The following is a 21,401-nucleotide window of genomic DNA, read 5'->3' as shown; positions in this document are numbered from 1 at the left end:
GGGAGCGGGCCCGTGACCCCGCCGTCGCCGCGGCTCCGTGCCACAGTCCGTCCCGCCACCGTCCGTCCTGCCACCGTCCGTTCTGCAGAAGGGGAACCGTCATGAGAACCGTCCGTCTGGGGAGCTCCGGCCTCGAGCTGAGCGCCGTCGTGCTGGGCATGATGAGCTACGGGGACCCGGCCAAGGGGTCGCACGCGTGGAGCGTGGGCCTCGACGAGGCCCGCCCGTTCGTGCGCCGCGCCTACGAGGCCGGGATCACCACGTTCGACACGGCCAACGTGTACTCGCTGGGCTCCAGCGAGGAGATCACCGGCACGCTGCTCCGCGAGATCGCCCCGCGGGAGGAGCTCCAGATCGCCACCAAGGTGCACGGGCGGATGCGGGACGCGCGCAACGGCGGCGGCCTCAGCCGGGCGGCGATCATGCACGAGATCGACGCGTCGCTGCAGCGGTTGGGGACCGACTACGTCGACCTGTACCAGATCCACCGGTTCGACCCCCGCACCCCCGTCGAGGAGACCATGGAGGCCCTGCACGACGTCGTGAAGGCCGGCAAGGCCCGCTATCTCGGGGCCTCGAGCATGTGGGCCTGGCAGTTCGGGCAGCTCCAGCACGCCGCCGAGCTGCACGGCTGGACGAGGTTCGTCTCGATGCAGGACCAGTACAACCTGCTCGAGCGCGAGGAGGAGCGGGAGATGCACCCGTTCTGCCGGGCCACCGGGGTGGGCGTGCTGCCGTGGAGCCCGCTCGCCCGCGGCCGGCTCGCCCGGCCCTGGGGCGCCGCCGGCTCCGGCACCCGGGAGAGCACCGACGCGTTCGGGCAGGGCCTCTACACGCAGGACGTGGCGGCGAACCGGGCGATCGTCGACGCGGTCGCAGCCGTGGCCGACGAGCGCGGCGTGCCGATGGCCCAGGTGGCCCTCGCGTGGGTCGCCGGCCGGCCGGCCGTGACGGCGCCGATCGTCGGCGCGACCCGGGAGCAGCACGTCGACGACGCCGCGGCCGCCGTCGAGCTGGAGCTGACGGCCGAGGAGGTCCGCCGCCTCGAGGAGGCCTACACCCCCCGGAACCCCTCCGGGTTCTGAGCCGCCCGGTCCCGGGGCCGCCGCCCCGGCCGGTCGGGGAGCGGGCCGGTCCGCCACCGAACCGGCCCGCTCCGGGCCGGCCCGCGGGGGCTATCCGCGCAGCGACCGCAGGTGCTCGACCGCCTGGGGCAGCACCTTCTTCAGGTCGCCCACGATCCCGAGGTCGGCGATCTCGAGGACGGGCGCCTGCTCGTCCTTGTTGACCGCCACGATGACCCGGGCGGTCTGCATGCCCGCCCGCTGCTGCACGGCCCCGGAGATCCCGCACGAGACGTAGAGCTGCGGGGAGACGGTGCGGCCGGTCTGCCCCACCTGCGCCTCGGGGCCGATCCACCCGGCGTCCACCGCGGCGCGGGAGGCGCCGATCGCCCCGCCGAGGACGTCCGCGAGCTCCTCGAGCGGGCCGAAGTCCCCGCCCGTGCCGCGGCCGCCGGCCACGACCACGCGCGCCTCGCCCAGGGCCGGCCGCCCGGAGGCGGGCAGCTCGGTGCGGCCGACCACGCGGGCGGCGGGGACCGTGTCCTCCACCTCGTGGACGTGCACCGCCGGGCGGTCCGCCCCGGCCGGGAGCCCGGTCGGGAGCTCGGCCGGGAGCTCCACCGAGTTGGGCCGGACGGCGGCCACCAGCACCGGGCTCGTGGCCCGGCACCGGGTGGTCCAGCCGCCGGCGAGGACGGACTTGGTCGCCACCAGGTCCGCGTCCAGGGCCACCACGTCGGTGATCACCCCGGCCTCGAGCCGCACGCCCAGGCGCGCGGCCACGTCCTTGGCCTCCGGGGTGTTGGGCAGCAGCACCGCCCCGGCGCCGCCGGCCCGGGCCGCGGCCGCCGCGAGCGCGACGGCGGGGGTGGTCAGCCGGTCGCCCGGGCCGGCCGCGGGGACGTGCACCGCGGCCACCCCGTGGCCGGCCAGCTCGTCGAGCAGCCCGTCCCCGGGGGCCGCGGGGAGCGCGGCGTGCGCCTCGCCCAGGGTGCTCGCGAGCACGAGCAGCTCCCGGTCGCCGCGGCGCAGCCGCTCCGTGGTGTCCAGCACCACCAGGGTCGTGGTCATGGGGTCCTCCTCCTGCCCGGGGACCCGGGCGGAACGTGATGGGATCAGACGTGACGAGGCAAGACGCGCTGGGGTCAGACGAGCTTCTGGGCCACGAGGAACTCGGCGAGGCGGATCCCGCCCTCGCCCTCGTCCACCACGACCTCCCCGGCGGTGCGCGGCGGGCGGGGCACCGCCTCGAGCACGCGGGTGAGGGAGCCGGCCAGGCCCACGTCGCCCGGGCCGAGCCCGAGGTCGGCGGCCGACCAGGTGCTCACGGGCTTCTTCTTGGCCGCCATGATCGCCTTGAAGTTCGGGTAGCGCGGGGTGTTGGCCCGGTCGGTGACGGCCACGAGCGCCGGCAGCTGCGCGACGAGCTCGAGGACCTCGGTCCCGGTGTGCCGGGCGGCGGTGAGCGAGGCGCCGTCCTCGGCGAGGGCCAGCGAGCTCGCGAAGCCGACGTGGGCCAGGCCGAGCCGCTCGGCCAGCTGACCGGGGACCAGGGAGGTCTCCCCGTCCGTGGACGCCATGCCGGTGAGCACGAGGTCCACCGGCCGGGACTCCTCCGCGGCGATCCGCTCGACCGCGGCGGCGAGCACCCGGGCGGTGACCCAGGCGTCCGAGCCGGCGAGGGCGTCGTCGAGCACGTGCACCCCGGCGTCGGCGCCCAGCTGCAGGGCGCGCTTGAGGGCGGCCGCGGCGTCCGCCGGACCCATGGTCAGGGCGAGGACCCGGTGACCGGCCTCCGCCCCGCCGGAGGCCTCGACGAGTTGGAGGGCGGCCTCGAGCGCGTACTCGTCGAGCTCGGAGAGGATTCCGGGGCCGCGCTCCAGCACGGGCGGGTCGCCGGTGAGGACGCGCTCGCCCTGGGCGTCGGGGACGTGCTTGACGGGGACGACGAGGGTCAGGGGCCGGTTCATGGTCTCCTCCGGACGGGGTGGGCGGGACACGGGCTCGGGGCTCAGCCGCCGGCGCGGCGCACGAGCCGCTCGGCGTGGCGGAGCAGGGGCTCGTCGACCATCCGGCCGCGGAACGTGAAGACGCCGGCGGCGTCCCGGGCGGCCGCGAGCAGCTCCCGGGCGGCGGCGACCTCCTCCTCGGCGGGGCGGTAGGCGGCGCGGACGGTCTCCACCTGGCCGGGGTGGATGCAGGCGGTGGCCGCGAAGCCCGAGGCGACGGCGTCGAGGGCCTCCTCGCGCAGCCCGTCGAGGTCGGCGATCTCGACGTGCACGGCGTCGATCGCGGGCTTGCCGGCGGCGCCGGCGGCCAGCAGCACCGCGGAGCGGGCGTGCCGGGCGACGTCCCGGTAGGCCCCGTCCGGGCGGCGGGACGAGCTGCCGCCCAGGGAGGCGACCAGGTCCTCGGCGCCCCACATCAGCGCCACCACGTTGGGGGCGCGGGCGATCCCGGCCGCGTGCACGACGCCCCGGGCGGTCTCGCACAGGGCGATCACGCGGTCCAGGCCCAGCTCCGCGGCGACGGCGAGCCGTTCGGCGGAGGCGGCCTTGGGCAGCATCACGGTGGTGTAGGCGGTGTGCCGCAGGGCGACGAGGTCGTGGGCGAAGTCCTCGGTGTCCTGGGCGTTGACCCGCACGACGGTGCGGGCCGGGTCCAGGGGCGTGGCCACGAGGGCGTCCCGGGCGGCGGGCTTGTCCGGCCCGGCCACGGCGTCCTCGAGGTCGAGGATCACGGTGTCGGCCCGCGCGGCGGCCTTGGCGTAGCGGTCCGGGCGGTCGGCCGGGCAGAACAGCAGGGCCGGGCCGAGGGCGGGGTCGTCGGTCACGGGCGGCTCCTTCGGTCGGGTGGCGCGGCGGGCGCGGGACGGGGCTCGGGCACCGGGGTCACTGCGGGGCGGCGTCGCGGGACCACACGAGCACGGAGCGGGTGCACTCGGCGACCACCACGCCGTCCTGGTTGCGCCCGACGTGCTTGATCCGCACGATCCCCTGCCCGGGCCGGGAGGAGGACGGGCGGGTGCCGAGGATCTCGGAGGACGAGTACAGGGTGTCCCCGTGGTGCAGCGGGTGCGGGAACCGCACCTCCTCGAAGCCGAGATTGGCGACGATGGTGCCCTGGGTCAGCTGCGCCACGGAGGCGCCCACGAGGGTGGAGAGCGTGAACATCGAGTTCACCAGCCGCTGCCCGAAGGGCTGGCGCCCGGCCCACGCGGCGTCGAGGTGCAGGGACTGGGTGTTCATGGTGAGGGTGGTGAACAGGACGTTGTCGGCCTCGGTCACCGTGCGGCCCGGGGCGTGCTCGTAGACGGTGCCCTCCTCGAACTCCTCGAACCACAGCCCGCGCTGGCGGACCACCTTGCGCGCTGCGCTCACGGCCGCCCCCTCACAGTCCCAGCTCGCGGGCGACGAGCATCAGCTGCACCTCGGTGGTGCCCTCGCCGACCTCGAGGATCTTGGAGTCGCGGTAGTGGCGGGCCACCCGGGTCTCGTTGATGAACCCGTAGCCGCCGAAGACCTGCGTGGCGTCCCGGGCGTTGTCCATCGCGGCCTCCCCGGCCACGAGCTTGGCGATCGCGGCCTGCGTCTTGAACGGCCGGCCGGCGAGCATCCGGGACGCGGCGTCGTAGTAGGCCAGGCGGGCGGTGTGCGCGCGGGCCTGCATGCGGGCGATCTTGAAGGAGATCGCCTGGTTCTCCCCGATGGGCCGGCCGAAGGAGGTGCGCTCGCCCGCGTAGCGCACCGACTCCTCGACGCAGCCCTGGGCCGCGCCGGTGGCCAGGGCCGCGATGGCGATGCGGCCCTCGTCGAGGATGGACAGGAAGTTGGCGTAGCCGCGCCCCTCCTCGCCCAGGAGGTGGTCCTCCGGGACGCGGACGTCCTGCAGGGACAGCGGGTGGGTGTCCGAGGCGTTCCAGCCGACCTTGTCGTAGGCCTTCTCGGCCCGGAAGCCGGGGGTGTCCGTGGGGACGATGATCGTGGAGATGTCCTTCCTGACCCGCCCGTCCGGCAGCTCCGTGGTGCCGGTGACCGCGGTGACGTTGACCAGGCGGGTGATGTCCGTGCCGGAGTTGGTGATGAACTCCTTGGCGCCGTCGACCACCCACTGCCCGTCCTCCCGCCGCGCGGTGGTGCGGGTGCCCCCGGCGTCGGAGCCGCCCCCCGGCTCGGTGAGCCCGAAGCCGGCGAGCGCCCGGCCCGTGGCCAGGTCGGGCAGCCACTGCTGCTTCTGCTCCTCGGTGCCGAAGCGGAAGATCGGCATGGCACCCAGCGACACCCCGGCCTCGAGGGTGATGGCCACGGACTGGTCGACCCGGGCGATCTGCTCGAGCGCCAGGCACAGGGCGAAGTAGTCCCCGCCCATCCCGCCGTACTCCTCGGGGAAGGGCAGGCCGAACAGCCCCAGCTCGCCCATCTGCGCCACGATCTCGTAGGGGAACTCGTGGTCCCGGTCGTAGCGGGCCGAGACGGGGGCGATCACCTCGTCGGCGAACTCCCGGACGGTGTCGGAGAGGTCCTGGTACTCCTCGTCGAGCTCGAAATTCATGCGCTGTGCTCCTGACTGGTCGGATCGGTGGCCGGCGGGGTCCCGGGCCCGGGCGCCGCCGGATCGGTGCCGGGTGCGGTGACGGGGATGTCGGCGGGGGCGTCGGGCACCACGCGGGCGAGCAGCTGGTGCAGCGTGACCCGCTCCCCGGCCCGCACGGACAGCTCCACGGTCCCGGCGGTGGGGGCGGTCAGCCGGTGCTCCATCTTCATGGCCTCGACGACCACCACGGTCTGCCCCTCCGCGACCCGCTCCCCCGCCGCCGCGGGGACCGCGACGACGGTGCCGGGCATGGGCGAGTGCAGCTCGGGCGCGGCGGGCCCCGCCGTGCGCTCCAGGGCCGCGAGCGCCCGCTCCAGCCGCTCCTCGCGGGTCAGCACGTGGAGCTCGACGGCGAACCCGTCCTCGCCCACCCAGACGCTGCCCGGCCCGGCCGCGACGTGGACGACGCGGGCCGTCCCGCCGGCCTCCAGCAGGTGCGCGGCCGCCCGGCCGGGCAGGGGCACCAGCCGCACGCCGTCGTCGACGACGGTGCGGCGGGGCTGCTCCAGCCCGTGGGCGAGCTCCACGGCCGGCCGGGCCCGGCCGGTGGGCCGCCAGCCCTCGGCGCGGGCCCAGGGCCCGGAGCCGGGCCCGGGGGCGGGCCCGGGGCCGGTCATGGGGCCGGGCGCGGCGGCCCGGGCGTGCAGGAAGGCTGCCGCGGCGGCGAAGTGGGTCTCGTCCGGGGTGGCGAACTCCAGCTCCGGCAGGCGCCGCTCGATGAGGGTGGTGTCCAGCTCCCCGGCGCGCACGGCGGGATCGGCGAGCAGGGCGCGCAGGTACTCGGTGTTGGTGCCCACCCCGAGCACCACGGTGTCCGCCAGGGCGGAGTCCAGCCGGTCCAGGGCCTGTTCGCGGTCCTCGCCCCAGGCGATCACCTTGGCCAGCATGGGGTCGTAGTCGGAGCCCACCGTGAGGCCCTCGGCCAGCGAGGAGTCCACGCGGATCCCGGGGCCGGTGGGCTCCTCGAGCGCCAGCACGGTGCCGGCGGTGGGCAGGAAGCCGCGCGCGGGGTCCTCGGCGTAGACCCGCGCCTCCACCGCGTGGCCGGTGAGCACCACGTCCTCCTGGGCCAGGGCCAGGGGCTCCCCCGCGGCGACGCGGAGCTGGTGCGCCACGAGGTCCACGCCGGTGATCAGCTCGGTCACCGGGTGCTCGACCTGCAGGCGGGTGTTCATCTCCATGAAGAAGAACTCCTCCGGCCGGTCCGCGGCCACGAGGAACTCCACGGTCCCGGCGCCCGCGTAGCCCACCGAGCGGGCCACCTGGCAGGCGGCCTGCCCGATCCGCTCCCGGGTGGCGGGGTCCAGCAGCGGCGAGGGCGCCTCCTCGATCACCTTCTGGTGCCGGCGCTGCAGCGAGCACTCGCGCTCGCCCAGGTGCACCACGGTCCCGTGCGTGTCGGCGAGGACCTGGACCTCGATGTGCCGGGGGGACTCGATGAGCCGCTCCAGGAACAGGGTGTCGTCCCCGAAGGCGGCGGCCGCGACCCGGCGGGCCGTGGCGAGGGCCTCGGGCAGCCGCTCGGGGGCCTCGACCACGTGCATGCCCTTGCCGCCGCCCCCGGCCGAGGGCTTGATCAGCAGCGGGTAGTCCATGCCGGCGGCGGCGGCCACCAGGGCGTCGTCGTCGAGGCCCGGGTCCGAGACCCCGGCCACGGTGGGCACTCCGGCGGCGGCCACGTGGCGCTTGGCGCGGATCTTGTCCCCCATGATCTCCAGGGCCTCGGCGCCGGGGCCGACGAAGGCGATGCCGGCCGCGGCGCACGCGCGGGCCAGGTCCGCGTTCTCGGAGAGGAACCCGTAGCCGGGGTGGACCGCCTGCGCCCCGGTGGCGAGGGCGGCCTCGACCACGGCGTCGATGCGCAGGTAGCTCTGCGCGGGGGCGGGCGGGCCCACGCACACGGCCACGTCGGCCTCGCGCACGTGCACCGCGTCGCGGTCGGCCTCGCTGTAGATCGCGACCGAGCGGATGCCCAGCGCCTTGAGGGTGCGCAGGATCCGGCGGGCGATCTCGCCGCGGTTGGCGACGAGGACGACGTCGAAGCGGCGCGGGGGCGTGCTGGGAGTCACGGGGTTCACATCCTGAAGAGGCCGAAGCCGGTCTCGGGCAGCGGGGCGCGGGAGCAGACCTCGAGGGCCAGCCCGAGCACCTCGCGGGTGTCGGAGGGGGCGATCACGCCGTCGTCCCACAGCCGGGCGGTGGAGTACCAGGGGTTGCCCTGCTCCTCGTACTGCCGGCGGATGGGCGCCATGAACGCCTCGCGCTCGGCAGCATCCCACTCCTGCCCGCGGGCGGCCAGCTGGTCGGCCTTGACGGTGGCCAGCACCGAGGCGGCCTGGGTCCCGCCCATCACCGAGATCCGCGCCTGCGGCCACAGGAACAGGAACCGCGGGGAGTAGGCGCGCCCGCACATGGAGTAGTTGCCGGCCCCGAAGGACCCGCCGATCACCACGGTGAGCTTCGGGACCCGGGTGGTGGCCACGGCGGTGACCATCTTGGCGCCGTGCTTGGCGATCCCGCCGGCCTCGTAGTCGCGGCCCACCATGAAGCCGGTGATGTTCTGCAGGAACAGCAGCGGGATCCCGCGCTGGTCGCACAGCTCGACGAAGTGGGCGCCCTTCATGGCCGACTCGGCGAAGAGCACCCCGTTGTTGGCCACGACGCCCACCGGGTGGCCGTGCAGGTGGGCGAAGCCGGTGACGAGCGTGGTGCCGTACTCCGCCTTGAACTCGGCGAAGCGGGACCCGTCCACGAGCCGGGCGATCACCTCGTGCACGTCGTAGCCGGCGTTGGGGTCCACCGGGACCGCCCCGGCCAGCTCGTCCTCGGCCACGGCCGGGGGCTCCGCCGGCCGGACCGGCCAGGCGCGGGGGGCGGGCGGGGGCAGGGTCGCGACGATGTCGCGGACGATCTCCAGGGCGTGCTCGTCGTTCTCCGCGAGGTGGTCGACCACCCCGGAGACGGCCGCGTGCAGCTCGCCGCCGCCCAGCTCCTCCGCGGTGACCTCCTCGCCGGTGGCGGCCTTCACCAGCGGCGGGCCGCCGAGGAAGATCGTGCCCTGTCCGCGCACGATCACGGTCTCGTCGCTCATCGCCGGCACGTAGGCGCCACCGGCCGTGCACGAGCCGAGCACCGCGGCGATCTGGGCGACGCCCGCGGCCGAGAGGTTCGCCTGGTTGTAGAAGATCCGCCCGAAGTGCTCGCGGTCCGGGAAGACCTCGTCCTGCATCGGCAGGAACGCCCCGCCGGAGTCCACGAGGTAGACGCAGGGCAGCCGGTTCTCGAGGGCGATCTCCTGGGCGCGCAGGTGCTTCTTGACCGTCATGGGGTAGTACGTGCCGCCCTTGACCGTGGCGTCGTTGCACACCACCATCACCTGCCGGCCGTGCACGAGCCCGATGCCGGCGATCAGCCCGGCCGCGGGGCACTCGTCGCCGTACATCCCCTCGGCCGCCAGGGCGCCGACCTCCAGGAACGGGCTGCCGGGGTCGAGCAGGTGGTCCACCCGCTCGCGGGGCAGCAGCTTGCCGTGGCCCACGTGCCGCTCCCGCGAGGCCGCCGGCCCGCCCTGCGCCACCCGGTCCAGGCGCTCCCCCAGCTCCTCGACGAGCCGGCGCTGGGCGGCCGCGTTGGCGGCGAAGTCCGGGCTGCCCGGGTCCACCTGGGTGCTCAGCGCGCGCATCCGTTCCTCCGTCCCGATCCGGCCCCGGTCCGGGCTGCCATTTCGGTTAGTCTTGACTAACTTGGTCGTCAGGTTAGTGGCGACTCACTAAAATGTCCAGGAACGCCCCGCCCCGCCGCCGGAAGAAGGACCGCATGCCGCAGACCGACCACAGACCCAGCCCGCCGCCCACCACGGTGCGCGGACAGGCGAAGGCCCGGCGCCGGCAGGACCTGCTCGCCGCCTCCGCCACGCTCTTCGCCGAGCGGGGCTTCGCCGGGGTCTCGATCGACGACATCGGCGCGGCCGCGGGCGTCAGCGGCCCCGCGGTCTACCGGCACTTCGCGAGCAAGCAGGCCGTGCTGGGCGCGGTGCTGCTCGAGGTCAGCCACGACCTGCTCGAGCGCGGCCGCGAGGTGGCCCGGCACGCCCCCGACCCGCAGCGGCGGCTGCGGGACCTGATCCGCTTCCAGGTCGACTTCGCCCTGCACCGCCCGGCCGTGATCGTGGTGCAGGACCGGGAGCTGCCCAACCTCACGGCCGAGGACCGCCGCACGGTGCGCGTGCTCCAGCGCGGCTACGTGACCCTGTGGGTCGAGGCCCTGCGCGAGCTCGCCCCCGCGCGGGAGGTCGCCGACCTCACTCTGCGCGCCCAGGCCGCCTTCGGGCTGATCAACTCCACCCCGCACTCCCTGCGGGCCGCGCAGCGGCTGCGCACCCCGCAGGAGCGGCTCGACGCCGCCCGGGCCGCCCTCGAGGAGATGGCCTGGGCCGCGCTGCGCACCGCGTTCCACCCGGAGCCCACCGGCGACCCAGGCCCCACCGGCGACCCGGATCCCACCAGCACAGGAGGCACCCCGTGACCCCCACCCCGGCCGTCCAGCCCTTCTTCGAGGAGGAGCACGAGGAGTTCCGCGACGTCGCCCGCGAGTTCGTGGCGCGCGAGGTCGCCCCCCACTACGCGCAGTGGGACGCCGAGCACCTGATGCCGCGCAGCATGTGGCGCGCCGCCGGCGAGGCGGGCCTGCTCGGCCTCGCCGTGCCGGAGGAGCACGGCGGCATGGGCCTGACCGACTACCGGTTCCGCGCCGTGCTCGACGAGGAGCTGGTCCGCGGCGGAGCCCTCGGCGTGGCCCTGGCGCTGCACCTCAACGACGACTGGGTGCTGCCCCACCTGCTGGCCCACGGCACCGCGGAGCAGCAGGCGCGGTGGCTGCCGCGGATCCTCACCGGGGAGCTGGTCACCTCGGTGGCCTGGACCGAGCCGGGCGCCGGGTCCGACCTGCGCGGGGTGCGCACGAGGGCCGTGCGCGACGGCGAGGACTGGGTGCTCAACGGCCAGAAGACCTTCATCGGCAACGGGATCAGCGGGGACGCCGCCCTGGTGCTGGCCCGCACGGACGGGCGCGCCGAGCGCGCCGGGGAGGACGGCTTCAGCCTCTTCCTGGTGCACAAGACGGACTCCCCCGGCTACGCGGTCGGCAAGCAGCTGGACAAGATGGGCGTGCGGGCCTCGGACACCGCCGAGCTGTTCTTCGAGGACGTCCGCGTCCCCGGCGCGAACCTGATCGGCGCCGAGGGCGGCGGGCTGCGCCAGATCCGGCAGCTGCTGCCCCAGGGGCGGCTGGCGGTCGCCGTGGCCGCGAGCGCCGTGGCGCGCGCCACGCTGGAGTCCACCCTGGACTACACCCGGGAGCGCACGGCCTTCGGCTCCCGGGTGCTGGACTTCCAGCACTCCCGGTTCGAGGTCGCGGAGCTGACGGTCGAGGTGGAGGTCACCGAGGCCTACGTCCAGCGGGCCGTGCTCGCGTTCAACGCCGGGGCGCTCGACGTCGTCGGGGCCTCCAAGGCCAAGTACTGGGCGAGCGAGCGGGCGAAGGCCGTCACGGACCGGTGCCTGCAGCTGCACGGAGGCTACGGCTACATCCTCGACTACCCGGTGGCCCAGGCCTACCTCGCCTCCCGGCTGCTGACGATCTTCGGGGGCACCAGCGAGATCCTGCGGGAGACGATCGGGCGGGACGCGGCCTCCGCCGGGTGAGGGCTGCCGCCGCGGGCCGCCGGGCAGGTTCGGGTCAGCGCACGCCCAGGGACGCCTGCCCGGGCCGGCGCGCTCCTGCGGGGGCCCCGAGCCGCTGGGACACCTCCCGGGCCGCCGCCACGGCGGCGGAGGAGAGCAGCTGGGCCTGTTCGGGCGTGACCCGGTAGCGCGGTGCCGCGATCATGACGGCCGCGACCGTCCGGTCCCGGTGGTCGCGGACGGCGGCGGCGACGCCGACCTCGTCCATCGAGGTCTTGCCGTAGTTGAGGGCCACTCCCTCCTCGGCGACCTGCCGCAGTGACTCCAGATAGGTCCCGACGCTCGCCTCGGTGGGGTCGGGCAGCTCGATGATCCCGGACAGCAGCAGCGCCTGCGCCCGCTCCGGCGGCTGCTCCGCGAGGAAGAGCTGCACCGAGGCGCTGAGCGCGGTGTTGTACCTGGTGCCCAGCGGCGTGGTGTGCTTGATCTGCCGCGGGCTCGGGATCTGCTCCACGCAGACGGCCTGATCGCCGCTCCAGACCATCAGCGCGCTCGTCTCCCCGGTCCGCTCGGTCAGCTCCAGCAGCACCGGGTACGCCGCGCGCCGCTCGTCCAGCTCGGCCAGCAGCGGTCCGGCCACGGAGATCAGGCCGAGGCCCAGGCGGTAGCGGCGCGTCTGCGGATCGCGCTCCACCACGTTCTCCTGCTCCAGGGTCGCCAGGAGCCGGGAGACGGTGCTCTTGTGCAGCCCCACACGGGCCGCGATCTCGGTCACCCCGAGCAGCGGTTCGTCCACGGAGAAGCAGCGCAGCACCCGCAGCGCGTGGGAGACGACGGACGCGGCGCGGGCCTCGCCGGCGGAGGTGTTCTCGGATGGTGGCGTCATAGGACTTCTCATTCTGCTCCACGGGGGCATCGGGTCCAGCGCGGCGTGTCCGGGAGGCGGGACCGCGGGTCGCGTTCCCTCCCCCGGACGCGCCGGGCCGGCAGGGTCGACGTGCTCGCCGCGGCCGCCGGAGGGGCCGCGGCGAGCACGGGCGTCACCGGTGCGGGAGCGGCTCCGTGGCGGGCTCCGGGGCGGGCTCAGGGGCGGGCTCCGGGTTGAGCTCGGGAACGACGGCGACGGTGCGCCGCGCGGATTCCTCCCCGTCCCCCGCAGAGGTGCCGTCGGTGCCGGGCACGTCCGGCGAGGGGTCGTTGACCTCCCGTTCCAGGCGCTCGGTCTCCGGGGTGCGGGTCACCAGCCGGCGCACGAGGTTCGCGATCATCAGGAGGATGACGAAGGAGAACGGGAAGGCCCCGATGATGGTGCCGGTCTGCACCGTGTCGACCACCGCGGTGCCGCCGAGGGTGAGCAGCGTGACCGCCACGGCGGCGATGCTGGCGACGAGCACCACGCGGAAGAACGGCCCGGCCCGGCGGGGCGCGGCGACGAACTCGGCCAGGGCGTGCGCGCCGGAGTCCAGGGAGGTGACGTAGTAGGTGGCGACCAGGACGGTGGCCACCACGAGCAGCAGCGAGCCGACGACGGGAACGGACTCGAGCATGACGAACAGGCCGCTGGAGGTGTCCGCCGCGACCGCCGCGGAGATGCCGCGGTCGCTGCGGTCGTCGTAGTGCAGGGCGGCCGAGCCGATGATCCCGATCCAGACCATGACGATCAGCGAGGGGATGACGGTGACCCCGATGACGAACTCGCGGATGGTGCGTCCGCGGGAGATGCGGGCGATGAAGCCGGCCACGAACGGGCTGAAGGCGATGACCCAGCACCAGATGAACACGGTCCACCAGCCGTTCCAGCTGTCCTGCCAGGTGGCGAGGCCCTGTCCCGCGGCGCCGGCGTCGGTCCAGAAGCTCATGGCCAGGAAGTTGGCGAGGAAGGACCCGAACGTCTGCGTGACGGTCGAGAGGATGAAGATCGTGGGGCCGGCGACGAGCACGGCCACGAGCAGCACGATGCTCAGCACGGAGTTCACCTCGCTGATCCGCTTCATGCCCTTGTTGATGCCGAAGAACGCGGAGGCCGCGGTGAGACCGGCCAGCCCGAGGATGACGAGCAACCAGATCCCGGGGCCGGTGGACAGCCCGGTGAAGGAGGCGAGCCCGGAGCTGAACTGCAGGGCGGCGAAGCCGAACGAGGTGGCCAGGCCCAGCACGGTCGCGATGATGGCCAGCAGCTCCACCACCACGCCCGCGCCGCGCTGGGACCACGTCGGGAGGATGTCCACGGTGGCCTCGCGGAAGGTGAGGGTCTTGCCGAGGTTGTGGTGGGAGTAGGCCAGGCAGACCGCGACCACGCAGTACATCGCCCAGGCGGTGAAGCCCCAGTGGAAGTAGGACCAGACCATCGCGCCGTCCGTCTCGCCGGTCTGCCCGGCCGGTACGACGGGGTTGTCGTCGCGCAGCAGGATGGGCTCGGCCACGGACCAGAAGATCAGCCCGATGCCCTGCCCGCAGGCGAAGAGCATCGAGTACCAGGCGAACTTGCCGTGCTCCGGGCGGGCGTCCGGGCCCCCGAGGCGGATGCCGCCGACCCGGCTGAAGGCCAGCCACGCGCAGACGGCGACCGCCACGAGGGAGTACACGACGAACAGCCACGTGAAGTTCCCGGTGACGAAGGTGCGCGCCGCGGAGATGGCCTCGGCGGCGCCGCCCGGGTTCACGGTGACCACCACCAGCACGGCGACGATGAGCACCGGGGGCAGGACCGTGATGACGGCCCGGTCCAGAGCGGGCAGGTGCCGGCCCCGGAACCGGGGCACGATCCCGGTCTCGGCTGCGGACCCCGCAGGGACGTCGGTCTTCTTCATGTCGTTCTCACTTCCCGAACTCGCTGGTGACCGCCCGGACGATGCCGGAGCGGACGGTGGAGAGCAGCAGCTCGCCGCGTTCTGCGGTGGCGCCTGTGGGGGACGAGAGGCACCCGGAGCTCGGAGTACGGGCCGGGTCCTCGGGGAAGATGTCGTAGGGGGTCAGCTCGGCGGGGGGATGGGCGGGCGCCCGGGACATGTCGACCTTGTCGGGGTGCAGGTGGAGCATCAGCGCGGTCTCGAGCACTCCCCCGTGCTCCACGTCCCAGCCGAGGAAGCCGTCGGGGAAGACGGCCTCCAAGGCCTGCTCGTCGACGAAGTCCCAGTAGGAGAGCAGCATGGCCCGGCTGTCGTCGAGGCCGAGGGACCGGGCCTGCCGCACCGCGAGGTCGAGTCCTTCGTAGAGGAACTGGTAGTTCTCGTAGTGGCCGTTGACCACCACGATCCGGCGGATGCCGTGGCGGAAGAACTCCAGCACGACGTCCTGGGTCTGCAGCACCAGGGCCTGCCCGGACAGACTCGCCGTGCCGGGCCGGTGGTTGCCGCCGCCGGACCGGGGCTGGGACTTGTAGCCGTAGCTGAAGGCCGGTGCCACCAGGGCGCCGAGCTCCTCCGCCGCTGCGGCGCAGACGGCGCGGGAGAGCATCGCGTCCACCCCCAGCGGCAGGTGGGGGCCGTGCTGCTCCGTGGCCCCCGTGGGGATGAGCACCAGTCCCTGGCCGCCGGCCACGTAGTCCTGGTAGCTGTGCGCGTCGAGGTCCTCGAGTGAGCGGGTGGTGACCACCGTGTTCCTTCCGTGCCGTGGGTGCGGCTGTGGTGCGGCTGTGATGTGGCGCGGCTGCGCGGTGTGGCAGCGGATGCCGCCGGTGACGGCGGCGGCGCGCTGCGGCGCCGCCGCCGGGCTCCACCTAGGCGGAGACGATGTTGTGCTCGGGACCGTACGGGAACTTGGTGATGTTCTCGGCCCCGTCCTCGCCGACCACGAGGATGTCGTGCTCGCGGTAGCCGCCGGCGCCCGGCTCGCCGTCGGGCACCGTGATCATCGGCTCCATGGACACGACCATGCCCGGCTCCAGCACCGTGTCGATGTCCTCGCGCAGCTCCAGGCCCGCCTCACGACCGTAGTAGTGGCTGAGCACCCCGAAGGAGTGGCCGTAGCCGAAGGTGCGGTTGGCCAGCAGTCCGTGGGAGACGAAGATCTCGTTGAGCTCCGCGGCGATGTCCTTGCACACCGCGCCCGGCTTGATCAGATCGAGGCCGCGCTCGTGCACCTGGACGTTGATCTCCCACAGCTCGCGCGAGCGGGCGTCCGGTTCACCCAGGAACAGGGTGCGCTCCAGAGCGGTGTAGTACCCGGAGGTCATCGGGAAGCAGTTCAGGGACAGGATGTCCCCGCGCCGCAGCTTCCGGGTGGTGGCCCAGTTGTGGGCGCCGTCGGTGTTGATCCCGGACTGGAACCAGACCCAGGTGTCGCGGACCTCGCGGTGCGGGAAGGTGCGGGCGATCTCGTGGACCATGGCCTCGGTGCCGGCGAGCGTGACCTCGTACTCGGTGACGCCCTCACGGATCGCGGCGCGGATGGCCTCGCCGCCGAGGTCGCCGATGCGGGCACCGTGCTTGATGACCTCGATCTCCTCGGCGGACTTGACCATGCGCTGGCGCATCGCCTCCTGGGAGACGTCGGTCAGCTCGGCGCCCTCGAACGCGGCCTGGATGCGCCTGCGGGTCAGCAGCGGCAGGGCGTCGTCCTCCACGCCGATCCGCCGGGCCTGCACCCCGCGCCGGCGCAGCACCTCCTGGAGGGCGAAGTAGAAGTTGTCGCGCTGCCAGTCGGTGTAGACGACGTTGTCGCCGTAGCTGGTGCGCCACGGCATGCCGGCGTCGATGTTGGCGGTGACCGTGACGGAGTCGTCGGCGGTGACGACCAGGGCGTAGTTGCGGCCGAACGTGGTGTAGAGGAAGTCCGAGTAGTACTTGATGCCGTGGTAGCTGGTCAGCACGACGGCGTCGAGCTGCTTGTCGGCCATGATCCTCCGCAGGCCGGCGAGGCGGCGCTCGAACTCGGCGTCGGAGAAGGTCAGCTGCTCCTTCTGCCCGTTGTGCAGGATCTTCAGGCGCTCGAGCTCGGCGACCGAGGAGGCGGTGGGAACGGTGGTGGGCGAGGTGGTCATGGTCGTCCTTTCGTGGAGCGGGTCCCGCGCGGAATGCCCGGGATGGGTCATGGGAGGCGCCGCACCGCGATTTCGGTGCCGCCGGCCTCGACGATGGTGCGGATGGCGCTGGCGCGCCCGGTAGCCGCTGGTCGATTCCGTCCCGGTCGCTGTGTGTTGCACTGATCACAACCGAGTTGCCTCACTGTAGGAAGTGATGTCCGCCACGGTCAAGGGTTGCGGCAATAACTCGGGCAATCCTTCGACATTGCGGTAGCCGAGGACATCAATCAGAGACACGGGTGTTGCAGGCAATGCAACAGAACGGACCCCGATCGAGCCCCTTCCGCGCCCAGCGACGAAGAGACCACCTGCTCGAGGGCTGCAACACTCTTCCGGAACTTGTATATGCGTGATATATCTGTTGACGACGTAGGTGTCGGCTACCGCACGAGCAGGGGGTGCCATGCGTCAAGGTCGACCCGGGACGTCGGAGGGCCTGGACCCGCTGCCGAGCGCGCAACCGGGCCTGACGCTCCCTGCCGACGCCTGTGAGCGCTCGATCGAGCAGATCGGTCGCGGCAGTTGAGCACCACTGTGGCGGCGATCCCCCTCGCGCACGGTGACGGCCGTCAGGCCGTCGCCGCACAGGGAACCGCCGGGTCCGAGTACACCTGTCCGCCTGCCACCACGGGCTCCCCGCCAGGGGCGCCGAGCCGTCAGCCCGTCTTCTTCCGCGGAACACGGAGGTGCTCACCGATCGCGCCCCGGGCATCTCCACCGACGGCGAGAATCCTCATCCGTACGGCCGGATCCGGTGCCGCTCAACGCGCCGCTGCGTCCGGCTTTCCCCGACGACATGACCGACGCCCGCTCGAACGCACGTCCAGGAGACGATTCCGATGACCCATGTTCTTCCGTTCACCGAGATCGACCTGTCCGACCTCCCGGAGGTGGGGGGCAAGAACGCCTCCCTGGGGGAGCTGATCCGTAGTCTGAGCGGCGCCGGGGTGCAGGTGCCCGGCGGCTTCGCCACCACGGCCACGGCCTTCCGGGAGTTCCTGGCGGCCTCGGGGCTCCAGACGCGGATCGCCGGGGTCCTGGAGGGCCTCGACGCCGGCGACGTGGGCGCCCTAGCCGCCGCCGGCGGCCGGATCCGTGCGCTGATCCGGTCCGCGCCGCTGCCGTCCGCCCTGGAGGAGGCGGTCCGCGCCGCGTACGCGGAGCTCTCCGCCGCCCAGCCCGAGGGGGTGGAGGTGTCCTGGGCGGTGCGCTCCAGCGCCACGGCGGAGGACCTGCCGGACGCCTCCTTCGCCGGACAGCAGGAGACCTACCTCAACGTGCGGGGGGTGGAGAACGTCCTGGCCGCGGTCAAGGACGTCTTCGCGTCCCTGTACAACGACCGGGCGATCGCCTACCGGGTCCACCACGGCTTCACCCACGCCGAGGTCGCACTGTCGGTGGGGGTGCAGAGGATGGTGCGGTCCGACGTGGGCGCCTCGGGGGTGATGTTCACCATGGACACCGAGTCCGGCTTCACCGACGCGGTGTTTCTCACCTCCTCCTACGGGCTGGGCGAGGCGGTGGTGCAGGGGGCGGTGAACCCGGACGAGTTCTACGTCCACAAGCCCGCCCTGGCCGCGCACCGCCCGGCGGTGCTCAAGCGCGGACTCGGCGAGAAGGCCCTGCAGATGACCTACACGGACTCCCGGGACCTGGGGGCGACGGTGGGTTTCGTGCCCGTGCCGGCGGAGCTGCGGGCCCGCTTCAGCCTCACGGACGCGCAGGTCGAGCAGCTGGCCCGCTACGCGGTGGCCATCGAGGCCCACTACGGCCGCCCGATGGACATCGAGTGGGGCCTGGACGGGACCGACGGGCGCCTCTACATCCTCCAGGCCCGCCCGGAGACCGTCGTCTCCCGCCGGGCGGCCGGCGTGGTCTCCCGCTACCGGCTCGAGGGCCACGGCCCGGTGCTGACCCGGGGCCGGGCGATCGGCCAGCGCATCGGCGCCGGACAGGTCCGCGTCCTGGCCTCCCACCAGGAGATGGCCTCCTTCCAGGCCGGGGACGTGCTGGTGGCCTCGATGACGGACCCGGACTGGGAGCCGATCATGAAGAAGGCCGCCGCGATCGTCACCGACCGCGGCGGGCGCACCTGCCACGCGGCGATCATCGCCCGGGAGCTGGGCATCCCGGCCGTGGTCGGGGCCGGGGACGCCACGGCGGTGCTGGCCGACGGGGACCCGGTGACGGTCTCCTGCGCCGAGGGCGAGGCGGGTCTGGTCTACCAGGGCCTGCTGGACTACACCGTGGAGGAGACCTCCCTGGGATCCATGCCCGAGGCGCCGCTGAAGATCATGATGAACGTCGGCACTCCCGAGCAGGCCTTCGCCTTCGCCCAGCTGCCGAACCACGGGGTGGGACTGGCCCGGCTGGAGTTCATCATCAACCGGCAGATCGGCATCCACCCCCTGGCCCTGCTGGCCCTGGAGCGCGACGAGGCGAGCCTGCCGGTGGAGCTGGCCGGACAGATCCGGGAGCGGATCGCCGCCTACGACGGTCCGCGGGAGTACTACGTGCAGCGCCTGGCCGAGGGCATCGCCACGATCGCGGCGGCCTTCGCCCCCGAACCGGTGATCATCCGGCTGTCGGACTTCAAGTCCAACGAGTACGCCAACCTGCTCGGCGGCCCGAGCTTCGAGCCGGAGGAGGAGAACCCCATGATCGGGTTCCGCGGCGCCTCCCGCTACCTCTCCCCGGCCTTCCGGGCGGCCTTCGAGCTCGAGTGCGCGGCGGTGCGGCACGCGCGCACCGCCATGGGCCTGACCAACATCAAGCTCATGGTCCCGTTCGTGCGCACCGTGGCCGAGGCCCAGGGCGTGGTGGAGCTGCTGGCCGCCAACGGCCTGGCCCGCGGGGAGGACGGCCTGGAGATCGTCATGATGTGCGAGCTGCCGGCCAACGCGCTGCTGGCCGAGGAGTTCCTGGAGCACTTCGACGGGTTCTCCATCGGCTCCAACGACCTCACCCAGCTCACCCTGGGCCTGGACCGCGACTCCGCCCTGGTCGCCTCCTCCTTCGACGAGCGCGACCCGGCGGTGAAGAAGCTGCTGGGCCTGGCCATCGCCGCCTGCCGGGCGCAGGGCAAGTACGTCGGGATCTGCGGGCAGGGCCCCAGCGACCACCCCGACCTGGCCGCCTGGCTGCTGGAGCAGGGCATCGACTCGGTCTCCCTGAACCCCGACGCCGTCGTGGACACCTGGCTCTCCCTGGCCCGCACCGCACCCCAGCCCAGCACCTGAGACGCCCCGTCCCGGTGCCCCGCGCGCCGGGACGGGGCGTCGGGGCGCACGACGAGAGACAGGCACGCAAGGACATGACCGACACCTGCCCCGTGGCGTTCTTCGTCTCGGACAGCACCGGCATCACCGCCGAGACCCTGGGCAGCACCCTGATCACGCAGTTCCCGGACCAGCCCTTCGAGCGCCACACCGTGCCGTTCGTCGTCACCGTGGAGCGTGCCCGGCAGGTGGCGGCCCGCATCGACGCCGTGGCCGCCGCCGGGCGGGTGCCGGTGGTGTTCTCCACGGTCGTCGACCCGGACATCCGCGGCGTGCTCGCCGGCAGCCGCGGCTTCTTCGTGGACCTGTTCGGCACCCACATCCCCCAGCTCGAGACCGCGCTGCACGCCACGGCCAGCCTGCAGCCGGGCAGAGCCCACGGTCTGGGCGACGCCATCCACTACCAGAGGCGGATGTCGGCGGTGGAGTACGCCATGGAGCACGACGACGGGCAGTCCGTCCGGGCGCTCGAGCGGGCGGACCTGATCCTCATCGCCCCGTCGCGCTGCGGCAAGACCCCCACCAGCATGTACCTGGCCCTGCAGCACGGCATCCGCGCCGCCAACTTCCCCCTGGTGGACGAGGACTTCGAGCAGCACTGCCTGCCCGCACCCGTGGCGCCCTACGCCGGCAAGTGCTTCGGGCTCACCTCCTCACCGATGCGGTTGAGCCAGGTCCGCCAGGAACGACGACCTGCGACGGTCTACGCCTCCCTCGCACAGTGCTCGTACGAGCTGCGCAACGCCGAGGAGATGTACGTCCTGAACGGCATCCCGCACGTCAGCTCCGCCTCCATGTCCGTCGAGGAGATCTCCGCCATGATCCTCCAGCAGATGCAGTTCGACGACGCCGCCCCTTGACAGGAGGGGTGCTCTCGCGGAGACTTTCGCCACCCATGATGTTGCGTAATGCGATGCATGTTGCAAAAGATGAGTCGAGCCGATGTTCCGGCCGAGGCTCCCCGGCCACCGGTGGCGGTGGCCGCCACCCAGACAGAGAGGAAGACGCGATGTGCCGAGTCGACCGCGCGGTGTCCCCGGACAGAAGTCGGAGGTGGCGCACGGAGACGCCCCCGGCACCGGCCTCGGTGGCCGGAGAGGCCCACGAGGCAGCAGGATGAGCGCCGGCTGCGTGTCCGGGCAGCTTCCGGTGCCGGGCGCGGGCCGTGAGGAGCAGGGACCGGCGGCCACCCCTCCGGGCGGTGGAGCGGGCTCCACCGGGCGGGCCCGGGTCGAGCGCCTGGTGACCTCCGGGACCTTTTCCCTCGACGGAGGCACGTGGCAGGTGGAGAACAACGTGTGGATCGTCGGCGACGACGAGCAGTGCGTGGTCATTGACCCCGCCCACGACGCCGCTGCCGTGACCGCGGCCGTGGGGGACACCGGCCGGTCCTACTCCGACTTAGGCACCATCATCGAGTCCATCCGCACCCGGCTGCTCACCCTCCCGCCGGCCACGGAGGTCCTCCCCGGCCACGGGGAGCCCACCACGGTCGGCGCCGAGGCCCCCCACCTGCAGGAGTGGATCGACCGCGGCCTCTGACGCCCCGGGTGCCGCCGCAGCCGCTCCGGCACCCGGGCCGAGCGCCGGCACCCCACCCGCCCCTCACCCCACACCCCACACCCCCGAGAGGTCGGCCGCACCCCGCCCCGGCGGCCGCGTACGGCCTCACGACGAAGGAGAATCGTGTCCCACCATCCGATCCGAGTGGCCGTGGCCGGTGTCGGCAACTGCGCCTCGTCCCTGATCCAGGGCGTGCACT

At 73.4% G+C, this 21,401-nt stretch carries 17 protein-coding genes; 6 read left to right on the top strand and 11 right to left on the bottom strand.

Annotated elements, in window-relative coordinates; translation table 11 throughout:
* Positions 1 to 101: 101 nt before the first annotated feature.
* Entirely contained in the window at positions 102 to 1,085 is a 984-nt protein-coding gene (locus GMA12_RS13935) for an aldo/keto reductase (RefSeq protein ID WP_156270085.1), read from the top strand.
* 90 nt (positions 1,086 to 1,175) lie between these two features.
* Here the strand turns inward: GMA12_RS13935 and GMA12_RS13930 are convergent, their stop codons facing one another.
* The 7 genes from GMA12_RS13930 to GMA12_RS13900 form a co-directional block, all read right to left on the bottom strand.
* On the bottom strand, positions 1,176 to 2,135 hold the full coding sequence (locus tag GMA12_RS13930; RefSeq protein WP_156270084.1) for an electron transfer flavoprotein subunit alpha/FixB family protein: 960 nt from the start codon (positions 2,133 to 2,135) through the stop codon (positions 1,176 to 1,178).
* 74 nt (positions 2,136 to 2,209) lie between these two features.
* Positions 2,210 to 3,034, bottom strand: coding sequence for an electron transfer flavoprotein subunit beta/FixA family protein (locus tag GMA12_RS13925; RefSeq protein WP_206064704.1), 825 nt, complete (start codon positions 3,032 to 3,034; stop codon positions 2,210 to 2,212).
* A gap of 41 nt (positions 3,035 to 3,075) precedes the next feature.
* Positions 3,076 to 3,897: an HpcH/HpaI aldolase/citrate lyase family protein gene (locus GMA12_RS13920; protein WP_162459880.1), complete on the bottom strand. Its 822-nt coding sequence runs from the start codon at positions 3,895 to 3,897 to the stop codon at positions 3,076 to 3,078.
* Positions 3,898 to 3,955: 58 nt separating this feature from the next.
* The gene (locus GMA12_RS13915) at positions 3,956 to 4,444 is read right to left on the bottom strand and encodes a MaoC family dehydratase (RefSeq protein ID WP_370831614.1); all 489 of its coding nucleotides are present in this window, start codon (positions 4,442 to 4,444) and stop codon (positions 3,956 to 3,958) included.
* A gap of 10 nt (positions 4,445 to 4,454) precedes the next feature.
* Positions 4,455 to 5,615, bottom strand: a complete 1,161-nt coding sequence (locus GMA12_RS13910) for an acyl-CoA dehydrogenase family protein (protein WP_156270083.1) — start codon at positions 5,613 to 5,615, stop codon at positions 4,455 to 4,457.
* Complete coding sequence (locus GMA12_RS13905) at positions 5,612 to 7,735, bottom strand: acetyl/propionyl/methylcrotonyl-CoA carboxylase subunit alpha (protein WP_162459879.1); 2,124 nt, start codon at positions 7,733 to 7,735, stop codon at positions 5,612 to 5,614. The genes GMA12_RS13910 and GMA12_RS13905 overlap by 4 nt, the downstream gene beginning before the upstream one ends.
* Positions 7,732 to 9,339, bottom strand: coding sequence for a carboxyl transferase domain-containing protein (locus GMA12_RS13900; protein WP_156270082.1), 1,608 nt, complete (start codon positions 9,337 to 9,339; stop codon positions 7,732 to 7,734). Before GMA12_RS13900 ends, GMA12_RS13905 begins: the two co-directional genes overlap by 4 nt.
* Positions 9,340 to 9,473: 134 nt before the next feature.
* Between GMA12_RS13900 and GMA12_RS13895 the strand changes: the two genes are divergently transcribed.
* Both GMA12_RS13895 and GMA12_RS13890 read left to right on the top strand, forming a co-directional pair.
* Positions 9,474 to 10,181 (top strand): TetR/AcrR family transcriptional regulator, encoded by a 708-nt coding sequence (locus GMA12_RS13895; protein ID WP_156270081.1) that lies wholly within the window; start codon positions 9,474 to 9,476, stop codon positions 10,179 to 10,181.
* Positions 10,178 to 11,359 carry an acyl-CoA dehydrogenase family protein gene (locus tag GMA12_RS13890; protein WP_162459878.1) on the top strand — a complete coding sequence of 394 codons (1,182 nt, stop codon included), beginning with the start codon at positions 10,178 to 10,180 and terminating at the stop codon, positions 11,357 to 11,359. The genes GMA12_RS13895 and GMA12_RS13890 overlap by 4 nt, the downstream gene beginning before the upstream one ends.
* Positions 11,360 to 11,393: 34 nt before the next feature.
* Here GMA12_RS13890 and GMA12_RS13885 read toward each other — a convergent pair whose 3' ends face one another.
* The 4 genes from GMA12_RS13885 to GMA12_RS13870 form a co-directional block, all read right to left on the bottom strand.
* Positions 11,394 to 12,224: an IclR family transcriptional regulator gene (locus GMA12_RS13885; RefSeq protein ID WP_240898848.1), complete on the bottom strand. Its 831-nt coding sequence runs from the start codon at positions 12,222 to 12,224 to the stop codon at positions 11,394 to 11,396.
* 154 nt (positions 12,225 to 12,378) lie between these two features.
* Positions 12,379 to 14,148, bottom strand: coding sequence for a BCCT family transporter (locus GMA12_RS13880; protein WP_156270079.1), 1,770 nt, complete (start codon positions 14,146 to 14,148; stop codon positions 12,379 to 12,381).
* 7 nt (positions 14,149 to 14,155) lie between these two features.
* The gene (locus GMA12_RS13875) at positions 14,156 to 14,932 is read right to left on the bottom strand and encodes a creatininase (RefSeq protein WP_162459877.1); all 777 of its coding nucleotides are present in this window, start codon (positions 14,930 to 14,932) and stop codon (positions 14,156 to 14,158) included.
* A 124-nt stretch (positions 14,933 to 15,056) separates the two neighbouring features.
* Positions 15,057 to 16,319 (bottom strand): M24 family metallopeptidase, encoded by a 1,263-nt coding sequence (locus tag GMA12_RS13870; RefSeq protein ID WP_156270078.1) that lies wholly within the window; start codon positions 16,317 to 16,319, stop codon positions 15,057 to 15,059.
* A gap of 881 nt (positions 16,320 to 17,200) precedes the next feature.
* Between GMA12_RS13870 and ppsA the strand changes: the two genes are divergently transcribed.
* The 3 genes from ppsA to GMA12_RS13855 all read left to right on the top strand — a co-directional run bounded on the left by ppsA (position 17,201) and on the right by GMA12_RS13855 (position 21,181).
* Positions 17,201 to 19,600 carry a phosphoenolpyruvate synthase gene (ppsA, locus tag GMA12_RS13865; RefSeq protein ID WP_156270077.1) on the top strand — a complete coding sequence of 800 codons (2,400 nt, stop codon included), beginning with the start codon at positions 17,201 to 17,203 and terminating at the stop codon, positions 19,598 to 19,600.
* 74 nt (positions 19,601 to 19,674) lie between these two features.
* Positions 19,675 to 20,499, top strand: coding sequence for a pyruvate, water dikinase regulatory protein (locus tag GMA12_RS13860; protein ID WP_156270076.1), 825 nt, complete (start codon positions 19,675 to 19,677; stop codon positions 20,497 to 20,499).
* A gap of 379 nt (positions 20,500 to 20,878) precedes the next feature.
* Complete coding sequence (locus GMA12_RS13855; protein ID WP_156270186.1) at positions 20,879 to 21,181, top strand: MBL fold metallo-hydrolase; 303 nt, start codon at positions 20,879 to 20,881, stop codon at positions 21,179 to 21,181.
* The last annotated feature ends 220 nt before the right edge of the window (positions 21,182 to 21,401 follow it).

It is taken from the genome of Kocuria sediminis (assembly GCF_009735315.1).
GTDB classification, from domain to species: Bacteria; Actinomycetota; Actinomycetes; order Actinomycetales; family Micrococcaceae; genus Kocuria; species Kocuria turfanensis.
The sequence above is the reverse complement of the archived record's forward strand: the minus strand, read 5'-3'. Positions and strand labels throughout refer to the sequence as shown.

Coding starts and splice junctions, on each gene's coding strand:
- GMA12_RS13935 (WP_156270085.1), top strand. CDS start 102: ATGAGAACCGTCCGTCTGGGGAGCTCCGGCCTCGAGCTGAGCGCCGTC.
- GMA12_RS13930 (WP_156270084.1), bottom strand. CDS start 2,135: ATGACCACGACCCTGGTGGTGCTGGACACCACGGAGCGGCTGCGCCGC.
- GMA12_RS13925 (WP_206064704.1), bottom strand. CDS start 3,034: ATGAACCGGCCCCTGACCCTCGTCGTCCCCGTCAAGCACGTCCCCGAC.
- GMA12_RS13910 (WP_156270083.1), bottom strand. CDS start 5,615: ATGAATTTCGAGCTCGACGAGGAGTACCAGGACCTCTCCGACACCGTC.
- GMA12_RS13900 (WP_156270082.1), bottom strand. CDS start 9,339: ATGCGCGCGCTGAGCACCCAGGTGGACCCGGGCAGCCCGGACTTCGCC.
- GMA12_RS13895 (WP_156270081.1), top strand. CDS start 9,474: ATGCCGCAGACCGACCACAGACCCAGCCCGCCGCCCACCACGGTGCGC.
- GMA12_RS13885 (WP_240898848.1), bottom strand. CDS start 12,224: ATGACGCCACCATCCGAGAACACCTCCGCCGGCGAGGCCCGCGCCGCG.
- GMA12_RS13880 (WP_156270079.1), bottom strand. CDS start 14,148: ATGAAGAAGACCGACGTCCCTGCGGGGTCCGCAGCCGAGACCGGGATC.
- GMA12_RS13870 (WP_156270078.1), bottom strand. CDS start 16,319: ATGACCACCTCGCCCACCACCGTTCCCACCGCCTCCTCGGTCGCCGAG.
- ppsA (WP_156270077.1), top strand. CDS start 17,201: ATGACCCATGTTCTTCCGTTCACCGAGATCGACCTGTCCGACCTCCCG.
- GMA12_RS13860 (WP_156270076.1), top strand. CDS start 19,675: ATGACCGACACCTGCCCCGTGGCGTTCTTCGTCTCGGACAGCACCGGC.